Annotated in this window: 11 protein-coding genes; 6 read left to right on the top strand and 5 right to left on the bottom strand. The window is 62.0% G+C overall.

All coding sequences use genetic code 11. The features are described from left to right. Positions 1 to 152: 152 nt before the first annotated feature. Entirely contained in the window at positions 153 to 1,940 is a 1,788-nt protein-coding gene (locus AAAB16_RS07725) for an alkyl sulfatase dimerization domain-containing protein (protein WP_340662824.1), read from the bottom strand. Positions 1,941 to 2,034: 94 nt separating this feature from the next. On the opposite strand from AAAB16_RS07725, the gene AAAB16_RS07720 reads away from it, so the two are divergent. Beyond that, the gene (locus tag AAAB16_RS07720; RefSeq protein WP_340662823.1) at positions 2,035 to 2,928 is read left to right on the top strand and encodes a LysR family transcriptional regulator; all 894 of its coding nucleotides are present in this window, start codon (positions 2,035 to 2,037) and stop codon (positions 2,926 to 2,928) included. A 129-nt stretch (positions 2,929 to 3,057) separates the two neighbouring features. Here the strand turns inward: AAAB16_RS07720 and AAAB16_RS07715 are convergent, their stop codons facing one another. From AAAB16_RS07715 to AAAB16_RS07700, 4 genes are all read right to left on the bottom strand, one after another. Then, positions 3,058 to 3,906, bottom strand: a complete 849-nt coding sequence (locus tag AAAB16_RS07715) for a cache domain-containing protein (protein ID WP_340662822.1) — start codon at positions 3,904 to 3,906, stop codon at positions 3,058 to 3,060. A gap of 80 nt (positions 3,907 to 3,986) precedes the next feature. Beyond that, positions 3,987 to 4,784, bottom strand: a complete 798-nt coding sequence (locus AAAB16_RS07710; protein WP_340662821.1) for a phosphodiesterase — start codon at positions 4,782 to 4,784, stop codon at positions 3,987 to 3,989. 89 nt (positions 4,785 to 4,873) lie between these two features. Next, positions 4,874 to 5,404 (bottom strand): cytochrome b, encoded by a 531-nt coding sequence (locus AAAB16_RS07705; RefSeq protein ID WP_340662820.1) that lies wholly within the window; start codon positions 5,402 to 5,404, stop codon positions 4,874 to 4,876. Continuing rightward, on the bottom strand, positions 5,401 to 6,480 hold the full coding sequence (locus AAAB16_RS07700) for a catalase family peroxidase (protein ID WP_340662819.1): 1,080 nt from the start codon (positions 6,478 to 6,480) through the stop codon (positions 5,401 to 5,403). Before AAAB16_RS07700 ends, AAAB16_RS07705 begins: the two co-directional genes overlap by 4 nt. Positions 6,481 to 6,645: 165 nt before the next feature. On the opposite strand from AAAB16_RS07700, the gene AAAB16_RS07695 reads away from it, so the two are divergent. The 5 genes from AAAB16_RS07695 to AAAB16_RS07675 form a co-directional block, all read left to right on the top strand. Next, complete coding sequence (locus tag AAAB16_RS07695) at positions 6,646 to 7,158, top strand: sigma-70 family RNA polymerase sigma factor (RefSeq protein WP_340662818.1); 513 nt, start codon at positions 6,646 to 6,648, stop codon at positions 7,156 to 7,158. Next, positions 7,155 to 7,904: an anti-sigma factor gene (locus AAAB16_RS07690; protein ID WP_340662817.1), complete on the top strand. Its 750-nt coding sequence runs from the start codon at positions 7,155 to 7,157 to the stop codon at positions 7,902 to 7,904. The genes AAAB16_RS07695 and AAAB16_RS07690 overlap by 4 nt, the downstream gene beginning before the upstream one ends. 299 nt (positions 7,905 to 8,203) lie before the next feature. Continuing rightward, positions 8,204 to 8,914 (top strand): YoaK family protein, encoded by a 711-nt coding sequence (locus tag AAAB16_RS07685; RefSeq protein WP_340662816.1) that lies wholly within the window; start codon positions 8,204 to 8,206, stop codon positions 8,912 to 8,914. 83 nt (positions 8,915 to 8,997) lie between these two features. Further along, entirely contained in the window at positions 8,998 to 10,257 is a 1,260-nt protein-coding gene (locus AAAB16_RS07680; protein WP_340662815.1) for an FAD-dependent oxidoreductase, read from the top strand. Between the two features lie 205 nt (positions 10,258 to 10,462). Continuing rightward, positions 10,463 to 10,697 (top strand): hypothetical protein (locus AAAB16_RS07675; RefSeq protein ID WP_340662814.1); only part of this gene is annotated, 235 nt, incomplete at its 3' end.

Below are 10,697 nucleotides of genomic sequence, written 5' to 3'. Positions count from 1 at the left end.
CTCCAAACGCGATCGTAGGTTGGGTTGAGCCAAAGGCGAAGCCCAACATAGGGCCAACACATCACGGTACTGCCTATGTTGGGCTTCGCTGTGCTCAACCCAACCTACATTCAGAGCTATCGCTAAGCTCCGCACTTTTGTTTGGCGTGCCTTTAGCGCAACGTCAGGTTGATCGGGCTATCGGCAAAGTCAAAACAGCCCAGGAAGGTTTTGATATCGAGCAGATTGCCGTCAACTTTTACATCACCCAATACCGCGCCCTTGAGCAGGCTGTTCTGGCCGCTGATGACGGTGTCCAGGTAGCTTTTATCCAGAGTCAGTTTTAGCGTGGTGCCGTCTGGAATGCCTTGGTGCAATTGCACCACCCCACGACGCAGTTCCAGTGCCCATTGCTGGTCGATATCGGGGAAGACAAAGCCCAGGGTCAGATTCACGTCGGCAGATTTTTCCGGGTCGACGCGGGTGACCCAGTTCTGCAGAAACACTTTGACCGGCAGGTTTTTCAACATATCCGGCGACAGAAACGTACCGCGCAAGCGCTGAGCCATTTCCGTCAGTTGCTCTTCACCCAGGGTGCCTTCCAGCTCCATGGCGCTCATCAGGTACCAGTTGCGCCAGTTGATGTTCATCTGCGCGTAGCCCTGTTTACGGAAGCTGCGGGCTTTGATGTCGCGGGCCAGTTTGTCCTCGTGGTCGATGCGAATCACGTAGGTGGCCAGCTCTGCCGCCCATTGGTAGTCGCCCTGCAAATAAGCATCGCCAGCGGCCAGCAGCACCTTGTCGTGGCCGCCCATCAGCTCGACCATGCGCTTGGCTTTTTCCACTGGCGGGATCGGGTCGAGGTCAACCGGGTCGCCTTTAAACCAGCCCAGGTAGCCTTCGTAAATCTGCCGCACGCTGTGTTTTACCGTGCCGTAGTACTCGCGCAAATACGGGGTGTAGCCAGCCAGGTGCGGCGGCAGTTTGACCTTTTCCACCAACTCGTCCGGGGTCAGGCCTTTGTTCATCCAGCGCACGGTTTGGTCGTGGATATAGGCGATGCCGTCGCGGGTCATGCGCAGCACTTCTTCCACCTGATCGACGCCCGCCACCGGGCGCCCGTGGGATGGCACCAGGTACTGGGCGTGAAAGCTGCGTAGCAGGTCGAGGCTGTTGACCCAGGCCACCGGGTCACGGAATTTGGCGCCGCGCAGGGTGTGGATATTCGGCAGCGTCGGGCCCTGATCGACTTCGGCGCTGAGCAGTACGCCGCTGCTGGGGATGTACATCACGATCTCATCCGGCGCCTCGCTCGGTGCCCAACGAAACTGCACCGGCAGGCCGGCGATAGTGGTGTCGAGTTTGTCTTTAAAGGTGATGGTCGGGGCAATAAAGGTGCTCTGCCCGCCCACCGCAATGGGGCCGATGCCGCCGTTCATGTCCTTGCGGTCCGCCGCATTCAGCGCGGCACCAAAGGTGTAGGCCGAGCGCATGGCCAGAATCGGGCCAACCAAAGCGCCCTGGGTCACGACGTTATCCAGCAGGCTTTCGTGGGCGTAGACCTGCACCTCGCCGCTCTTCACTTGCTCCTCGGACACAAAGCCTTTTACGCCGTTGATATGGTCGGGGTGGAAGTGGCTGTAAACGATGGCCTTGACCGGCTTGTCGCTGATTTTGCGGAACTCGGCAAACACCTTGGCCGACTCTTCTGGCGACTCGCCGGTGTCGAAAATAATCAGGCCTTCGGGGGCGATCACCATCACGCTGTTGGCAATGCTCCAGCCCACCGCCGAGTACAAGTTGTCGGTGACTTTGTAGATCTCTTTGTTAAACACCTTGGTGTGTTCGGCCAGCTCGGCATTGATCGATGGCTGGATGGTTTCGGCTGGCAGCTCGGCTAAGGCGGAAAGAGGCAGGGTCGCGGCCAGTAACAGGCCGCTGAAGTGAGTAAGTGCGCGCATGGCAGGTCTCTTGTTTTTATAGACCCAGGCACCTTGGCAAAGGCAGACTGATAATTCCAATGCAAAGTTTTCCAGCTTCCGATGCGAGATACGCATGAATGACTTACGCCAGCTCCGCCACTTTGTTGCCGTCGCCGAATACGGCCATTTCGCCCGTGCGGCCGAGGCGGTCAACCTTAGCCAGCCGGCACTGTCACGCAGCGTGCAGGCGCTGGAAGCCAGCCTTGGTTGCCGCTTGCTCGACCGAGGCCCGCGTAATGCCGTGCTGACCGCCCATGGTCAATTGGTGTTGGAACATGCGCGGCGTCTGCTGGAGGCCAATCGCTCGCTGCATAACGCGGTGAGCCAGTTGGCCAATCTGGAAGCGGGTGAATTGCGTTTGGGTGCCGGCCCCTACCCGGCCGCGCGCCTGATTCCACGTGCCTTGGGGCAACTGGTGACGCAGTACCCGAAGATTAGAGTGCAATTGACCATCGAAGACTGGCGCAGCCTGCGCGAGCGTTTACTGAATGAAAGTGTGGAGCTGTTTGTGGCTGACTGCCGCGAGCTGCATGGCGACCCGCAGCTAAACATTGAGCCTTTGCAGGTGCACGACGGTGTGTTCTTTTGCCGGCCCGGGCACCCGTTATTGCGGCAAAAAAAACTCACGCCACAGGCCTTGGGTGAATACCCGCTGGCGGGCACGATGCTGCCGCTGGAAGTGGCCAGTGCGCTGCGCGAAGCCAGCGGCCGCGAGCAGTTGCTGGGCATTGAGTGCGACAACTTTATGGTGCTTAAAGCGCTGGTCGCCAGCAGCGACGTGATCAGCATGGCGCCGTGGGATGTGGTGGCCGATGACGTGCGCGAGGGGCGCTTGGATGTGTTGCCGCTGCCAAGCAAACAAACGGTACAGCAATCGGCCTATGGCGTAGTCACCCGCCAAGGGCACAGCCTGTCGCCAGCGGCGCAGGCCATGCTTGAGCAGATTAGGCGCGAGGATCTGTCGTAGGCGGCGCTGCGCATCAGATCAGCGTCTTATTCAAAACGCTGGATCCCTGCCTGCGCGGGGAAGACGGTGTTCGTCCGTCGTCCCCGCGCAGGCGGGGACCCAGAATCGCACCGGCGTTTACAGTGACGTCTACCGCGAGTAATACCCCACCGCTACCAGGTAATTGCCGACCTTTTTCAGGTAGGCGTGTTTGTGTTCGTTGCGCTCGGTCACTGGGTTGCGCCACAGGTATTCCAGCTCGCCTTCGCCTTTTGTGTTGACGGCATCAAGCATGCGCTGGCCGATCTCGGCGCCGTCCGGGGCTTTTAGCGAGGCGAAGTCGGTGCCGATCAGGCGGCGGTTGTAGCCGTGGGCGACAAAGCGCTTGCTGCCCAGGTCGACGACAAACACATAGAGGTCGTCTTGCAGGTAGCGTTGGTCCAGGTCATTGATGGCGGCGAAGGTGGCCTTGGAGTCTTTTTCGATAGCGACAGAGGCTTGGTCGAGGAGCTTTTTCGCTTCTTCCGGTTTGGCCCGTGGCAGGTAGTAGCCGACGGCCAGAATGCGGTCGTTGATGCGCTGGTAGAAGGTGTGTTTGCGTTCAACCTTGCCATCTTGGCGGTTGACCCAGCGGTACTCGGCCTCGTGCATTTCCCCTTCCGGCTCACCGATGGCACGGGCGAACGCGCGCTTCATTTCATCGTCCAGGGTGGGCGAGACATCCCGGCCCACCAGCATCACCGACGGCCCGCCACTGGCCAGCATCACGCCCTGGGTGTTGACCACATACACATAGAGTTGCTCGGTGATGAACTCACCCTGGCGGCTAAAGGCTGCCAACGCCGCATCGCCATGCACCTCGTAATAGTCCACCGCCTTTTGCAGCAGCGCCTTGGCGTGCTGGGCTTCCTGTTCGTAGGCAGCATCGCTTTGCGCCATGGCGTGAACAGCGGATAACGACAGCACAAACGTCAACAACACTCGCGTGGCCAAGGTCATGTACAGACTCTCTTATTGTGGGTTTGGGTGCAGTGTAGGTTGGCTTGAGCCGAAGGCGAAGCGCAACCGCCGGCCACACCCTAGGCAAACGGCAGCGGGCCGGGAAATTCGCCGATGGGCAGCCAATGGGTGATCAGCCCGGTGTCCTCTTTCCAGTGATGCAGCAGCATGGCGGGCGGCTCGATATACGAGGCTTCTTCAGCGTCGGGCTGCAACCGCAGGGCAATCGCCGTGGTCGTGCTGGGCGCGGTGCATAACAAGGTGCCGCCGAAGCGCAGTTGCATAAAGCGGTGGATATGCCCACACACCACCCGCTCCACGGCGGGGTAACGGGCGATAACAGCTGCCAAGCGCGGGCCGTTATGGCAGGCGTACAGGTCGATATAGGCAATGCCGCTGGCAAATGGCGGCTGGTGCAGCATCACCAACGTTGGCCGCTGCGGGTCGGCGGCCAGGGCTTGCTCCAGCCAGGCAGCGGCGGCGGTGTCGAAGTCGCCATGGTGCAGCTCGGGCACGGTGATATCCACGGCAACGATGCGCACGGGGCCGTAGTGGTCAGCGACAAAGTGCAGCGGCCCGCTTGCCGGCAAATAGCCCAAGTCAGCGAAGGCATCGCGAAACGCCTCACGCTCGTCATGGTTACCGGGGATTAGCAACAGCGGTTGTTTGATGCCGGCGAGCAGCTTTTTCGCGTGGGCATAGGAGGCCGGCGAGCCATCGTCGATCAGGTCGCCGGTGATAAGCACCACATCCGGTTGCGGGCGCAGCGCCGCCACGTGGGCGACGGCAGCGACAAACATGGCGTTGGAATCCACCAAACCTTGGTACAACTCGCCTTCGGGACAGATATGCGGGTCGGATAGGTGCGCTATAAGCATGCTGGGGCCCTGGGCTGTGGGGTCAGGCTCGCCAATATGCCATTGCACTCGCCGTAGGAGCCAGCTTGCTGACTCCCACGCTAGAGGGGTTACTGACCGCGCAACATACTGCTCAGCACCTCATCGCGGCGAATCCAGGCATGGAACAACGCCCCGGCCAAATGCAGCAACACGGTGGCAAACAGCAGATAGGCCAGGTAGGTATGCGCCTTACGCAACACGGCAAAGGTCGGCGCGTCGGCCGCCAGCAGCGAGGGCAAGCGCAGCGAACTGCTTAGCATCACCGGATCGCCGGCCGCTGAAATCATCGCCCATCCCACCAGCGGCAAGGCCAGCATCAATGCGTAAAGCAACACATGCGACAGCTTGGCCGCCAGCGCCTGCACGCTGGGCATATCGGCCGGCAGCGGCGGCGTAGTCGAGCTAAACCGCACCAGCAAACGCACGATCACCAGCAGCAAAATCGCGATACCCAAGGGCTTGTGCAGGTTAATCAGCCACTGATGCCGTTCCGACACCGTGGCCACCATGCCCACACCTATAAACAACATGGCGATGATCATCAGCGCCATCAGCCAATGCAGCACCCGCGCGGGAAGGGAGAAATGTTGAGTGCTCATGGGCGGGACTCCTGTTGCGCGCTGTGGGGCAAGGATTTCACTTCACCTGCGCGGCGTTCAAACGAGGCGGCGTAGGCGGCCGAACGCGCGGCCAATAGCGGGTCGTCGGAGCCGGCAATGCCGCTCGGCAAAATTAGTGGGTCGTAGTTGATGTCGCGGCACTCGCCCTCGGCTTGCGCTTGTTCGCGCTCGATCACCAGGGTGCCGGCGTTCACCGTGCGGTGTTCGCCAGCCCAGGCTTTGCTGGCGTCGTTGCTCGGATCGCCAGCGTTGGCCAAGGTAAGGATCAGGTTCCAGCGTTGCGGGCCTTCGGCCAGGCGCTTTTGCAGGTCGGCTTGCAGGTAGTCGTCGCCCTGCCCGGCAGCGGCGTCGGCGGGCGTGGTGGCGACCATGCTCCAGCGCACGGTGTGGCGTTGGCCGTCGGCGTCGATGAGGTAGAAGGCATTCACGCTGTTATAGGTTTCGCTGGTAAAGCTGGCGGCCGGTTTGGCGGTTTTTGCCCAGGCCAGAAACGGCCCGGTTTCTGGGTGTGCGGCGAAGAACGCGCCGGCTTTGGCCGGGTCGGGCTTGCCGGTGGCAGGGTCTGGTGCGGTGGCTTGCAGCAGGGCAAAAAACGCCTCCGGCGTGCCTACCGGAAACACCGGCATGCTGTTCATACCCGTGCGCCATTGCTGGCCGTTAGCTTGCTGAAAACGCAAGGCCATGCTGCGTAGCGGCGCGGCGTTATCGGGCGAATAGGGGTTGCCTGTGGGCAGGGAAAAACGCCCCTGCACCGGCGTGCGCGTGGCGGAAAACACCTCGGCGGACGACAGCTCGGTGGCCGCGCCATTGCTGTCGAAGTAGCCGGTTACGCAGATGCCTTTCGGGTGATTGCGGCGAAAACCTGGGTGTTCACCATTGTTGTGTTCGAGGGTGTCGACCACGCGGTCCGGGGTCAGCCGTTCGGGGCTGAAGTAGCCGCCGGTATAGGCCAGCGCACCGGCAATCACCAAGGTCACGGCGCCAATGGCCGCCAGGCGCACGGCCATGGCGGCGGGGCTTAGCGGTGCGGGTTTTTGTCGATCAAGGTCAGCCATATCAAGCTCCAAAGCCGTACAGAGGTGGGGTCAGACGCACCTCCTCAAGGTTTATTCCCGCTGCCGTATTTATTTATTTTTTAGCGGGCGGGGAATAACAGCCGCGCAGTGGCGTCTTGCTCACCATAGAATCCCTTGTGCTAACCGCCCGGAAACCACAGCGCCATGCATGGCATCGATGACCAACTACGCGAACTGCTGCCCCGGCTGCGCCGCTTCGCCCACTCGCTGACGCGCAACTCCAGCAGCGCCGACGACCTGGTGCAGGCCAGCCTGGAGAAAGCCCTCGGCGCCTGGGCCGGCAAACGCCCGGACGGCGACTTGCGCGCCTGGTTATTTGCCATCGTCTACCGCCAGTTTCTGGATGCCCAGCGCAGCGCCAGCCGTTATCGGCGTTTGCTGGAGTTATTCACTGGCGGCCAGGATGAGCACCACGAGCCCTCGGCCGAACGCACGGTGGTGGCGCAAACCACCCTCGCCGCCTTTGAACGCCTGCCCCACGAGCAACGCGCGATTTTGCTTTGGGTAACGGTGGAGGGCCTGCAATACCAGGAAGTTGCCGAGATCCTTGGCGTGCCGATTGGCACCGTTATGTCGCGTTTATCCCGCGCCCGTCAGGCCTTGCGCCAATTGAGCGACGGCGAAATCACCACCCCTTCTCTACGGGTTTTGAAATGATCACTCTGCCCCCCAGCGACCAGGATTTGCATGCCTACGTGGACGGCCAACTTAGCGAGGCCGAGCGACAGCAACTGGCCGTGTATTTGGCCGCGCACCCGGCGGTCGCCGAACAGGTGCGCGCCTGGCAACAGGATGCTCAGCACCTGCGCAGCGCATTGAGCGGCGCGCTGCATATGGCGCCCAACCCGCAGCTCGACCCGGCCGCCATTCGCCACAGTTTGCGCCGCCAACGCACACGCCACTTCGCCACCGCCGCGCTGCTGCTGATTGCGGTCAGCATCGGCGGAATGGGCGGCTGGCAGGCCCGTTCGCTAAACATGGCCAGGCATGTGCTGCCGATGGCCGATGCGGTGCAGGCCTATCGCATGTTTGCCGTCAAAGACGGCATGGCCAACGACTGGAACGCGGCCACATCGCGGGATGCCCAGAGCTGGCTGGACCAACAGTTTGCCCGCGCCGACCGCATTCCGGACTTGGCCGCGCTGGGGTTTAAACCGGTGGGCGGGCGGATGATCAGCACCGAACAGGGCGCGGCGGCGATGCTGGTGTACGAGGACGCCGACGGGCGCAAGGTAAGCTTTTACATCCGCCCGCCAGGCCCGCAGCACTACCTACTGGCGCGCGGCTCACGGCGCGATGGCGAGGTGCAGGCGGACTATTGGTCGAGTGCGGACTACAACTACGCGCTGGTGACCCCCGCCGATGCTGCCGCGGTGCGTAGCGCGCTGAGGCAATCGATTTAAACCAAAATCCCGCCCCCACGGTTTTAGCTCCCCTCTCCCCGCAGGGGCGAGGGGACTTAGCGCTGATCATTTGAACAGCTGTGTGAACCCCTTTAGCACCCCTCTCCCGCTTGCGGGAGAGGGGCTGGGGGTGAGGGCGGCAGCTCACACCGATTCCCCGTCATCCCCCCTCACCCTAACCCTCTCCCCGCAGGGGCGAGGGGACTTGGCGGTGTTCATTTTGGGCAGATGTGTTAGCCCCTGCTGATCCGCTACGATGCCTGGCAACTGAACAACCGTGCCTTGTGCTTGGAGTGTCTGTGCTACCCCCTCCCCTGTCCGGAAGCAGTAAACGTATACACCTGCGGATCAAGCGTGGGCGCATCGGCTTGGCGTTGGTGGCCAGCCTGTCGGTGTTGGCGGGTATGACTGATGCCATCGGTTTTCTCGCCAGTGGCGACTTCGTGTCGTTTATGAGCGGCAATACCACGCGCCTGGCGGTGTCCCTAAGCAATGGCGAGGGTGCCATGGTGCTGCGTCTGGCGCTGCTGCTGGGGATGTTTATTGTCGGTAATGCGGTGGGCGTGGTGCTGGCCAAGCTGGGTGACAAAAAGGCTTGGCCGCTGCTGCTGTGTGTGGCCTCGTTGCTGGGTGCTGCAGCGCTAACCCCGAACTTGATCGGGTTGATTGCAGCGATTCTGGCCATGGGCATGCTCAATGCCGTGGTGGAAGAAGTGAACGGCCTGCCCATTGGCCTGACCTACGTAACCGGCGCACTGTCGCGTTTTGGCCGTGGCCTGGGGCGCTGGCTATTAGGGGAAAAACGCGGCGGTTGGCGGGTGCAGATTATTCCCTGGGGCGGCATGTTTGTCGGCGCCGTGATTGGCGCCCTGCTGGAGCAACACTTCGGCATGCGCGCCATGGCCGCCAGTGCGGCTTTGGCCGTGCTGATTGGCCTGTGCACGCGGGTAATTCCACACCAATGGCAACGTGGCTACATGCTGCGTGAACAGCGGCGCAAAAGCCGCTAACGCTCCGTGCGGACCCGCGCCGAAACATAGCGGCGCCGCCAACGCTAAAGTGCCTGCGCCATTGACCAGATGACGGGCCGAATATGACACCCACCCCCCACACACGCGGCCACGCTTTGGTGGTTGGCGCCGGCGTAGTCGGCATTGCCACCGCCCTCTGCCTGCAACGCCAAGGCTGGACGGTAACCCTGCTGGACCGCCAGCCCCCCGGCACCGCCACCTCGTTCGGCAACGCCTGCACCTTTGCCACCTACTCAGTAGAACCGGTGGCCACGCCCGGCATCTGGAAGCAAGCGCCCGCGCTGCTGCTCAAAGCCGACAGCCCGCTAACAGTACGCCCCGCCTACCTCAGCAAAATCGCCCCCTGGCTGTGGCAATTCCTGCGCTACTCACGCGAACAACAGGTGCACGGCATCAGCCGCGACCTCGACACCCTGCTCAAACCCTGCATGACCGCCTGGGCCACCCTGCTCGACGACGCCAACGCCAACGACCTGATCCGCCACGACGGCGCGCTGTACATTTTTGAAGCCCACGAACGGCGCGCGGCGCAAGAAATGCTCGCCTACCACCGGCCCTTCGACATCCCCATTCGCCTGCTGGAAAACGCCGAACTGCACGCCCTGGAACCGGCCCTAAACGCCCGCGCAGCCCTTGGCGTAGAACTGCCAGGCGTCAGCCGCACCCTCGACCCGTACGCCTTGAGCCTGCGCCTGTTCAAGCGCTTTATCGAACTGGGCGGCTCCTTTTTGCGTGGCGAACTGCACGATATCCAACGCCACGCCAGCGACAGCGAACAGGTAATAGCCCACCTCAGCAGCGGCCAGACCCTTAACGCCGCGCGCATAGCGTTATGCACCGGTGCCTGGTCCAAACAGCTGGCCAACGCCCTTGGCGACAACCTGCCGCAAGACACCGAACGCGGCTACCACGTGCTCTTCGAACAAGCTGGCGCCCTGCTCAACCGCCCCGTCTGCTGGGGCGCGGGCGGCTTCTACATGACCCCCATGGCCCAAGGCCTGCGCATAGCCGGCACCGTCGAATTCGCTGGCACCCAAGCGCCACCCGACCCACGCCGCTACACCTACCTCGCCAACGGCGCGCGGCGCTTCCTCAACCTCCAACACGAACCCAGCTCAAAATGGATGGGCTTTCGCTCCTCCATGCCCGACAGCAAACCCGTACTCGGCCAATCGCGCCTACTGCCCCACGTGCACTACAACTTCGGACACGGGCATGTAGGACTAACGCTCGCCGCCATCACCGGACAACTGCTGGCAGAACAAGCCAGCGGAATACAACCCACAGTCCCCCTAACCCCATTTTCACCAAAACGCTTTTGATCTAGCTCTACCGCTCTTGCTCTACCGCCGTTGATCTACCCGCCCCGTTTATCGCAGGCCGAGCGTAGTCGTTGCGTAGGGGGTGGAGCGGCAGGAGCCGCGAAAGGCGTGGGGCCAAGGATGGCCCTGCACGCCGCCCCCTGGAGCAACGACGTAGCGAGGGAAGTCGCAGCGCAGCGTAGACCCAAGGTAGGGGCAAGCGTTTTTGGTTACTTTTTCCGCGACTGGAAAAAGTGACTCGCGCGTAAAGCGCGAAACAAAACGTTCAGCGCACGCGCTAACAAAGAAAATCACCGCCCCCAAAGCAAAAGCTGGTGCGCACAGCACACCCTACAAAACACACCGCGTAAGGCGCGAAACCAAACGTTCAGCCCACACGCCAACGAAGAAAATCCCCGCCCCCAAAGCAAAAGCCGGTGCGCACAGCACACCCACAAAAC

The sequence above is a fragment of the Pseudomonas sp. genome, from assembly GCF_037994325.1.
Classification (GTDB): Bacteria; Pseudomonadota; Gammaproteobacteria; order Pseudomonadales; family Pseudomonadaceae; genus Aquipseudomonas.
Note: the sequence above shows the minus strand (reverse complement) of the source record. Positions and strands in the feature narration are given on the sequence as shown.

Excerpts from the sequence above, each read along its gene's own strand:
- AAAB16_RS07695 (WP_340662818.1), top strand. The coding sequence starts at position 6,646 with ATGCATGGCATCGATGACCAACTACGCGAACTGCTGCCCCGGCTGCGC.
- AAAB16_RS07720 (WP_340662823.1), top strand. The coding sequence starts at position 2,035 with ATGAATGACTTACGCCAGCTCCGCCACTTTGTTGCCGTCGCCGAATAC.
- AAAB16_RS07710 (WP_340662821.1), bottom strand. The coding sequence starts at position 4,784 with ATGCTTATAGCGCACCTATCCGACCCGCATATCTGTCCCGAAGGCGAG.
- AAAB16_RS07700 (WP_340662819.1), bottom strand. The coding sequence starts at position 6,480 with ATGGCTGACCTTGATCGACAAAAACCCGCACCGCTAAGCCCCGCCGCC.
- AAAB16_RS07705 (WP_340662820.1), bottom strand. The coding sequence starts at position 5,404 with ATGAGCACTCAACATTTCTCCCTTCCCGCGCGGGTGCTGCATTGGCTG.
- AAAB16_RS07715 (WP_340662822.1), bottom strand. The coding sequence starts at position 3,906 with ATGACCTTGGCCACGCGAGTGTTGTTGACGTTTGTGCTGTCGTTATCC.
- AAAB16_RS07680 (WP_340662815.1), top strand. The coding sequence starts at position 8,998 with ATGACACCCACCCCCCACACACGCGGCCACGCTTTGGTGGTTGGCGCC.
- AAAB16_RS07725 (WP_340662824.1), bottom strand. The coding sequence starts at position 1,940 with ATGCGCGCACTTACTCACTTCAGCGGCCTGTTACTGGCCGCGACCCTG.
- AAAB16_RS07690 (WP_340662817.1), top strand. The coding sequence starts at position 7,155 with ATGATCACTCTGCCCCCCAGCGACCAGGATTTGCATGCCTACGTGGAC.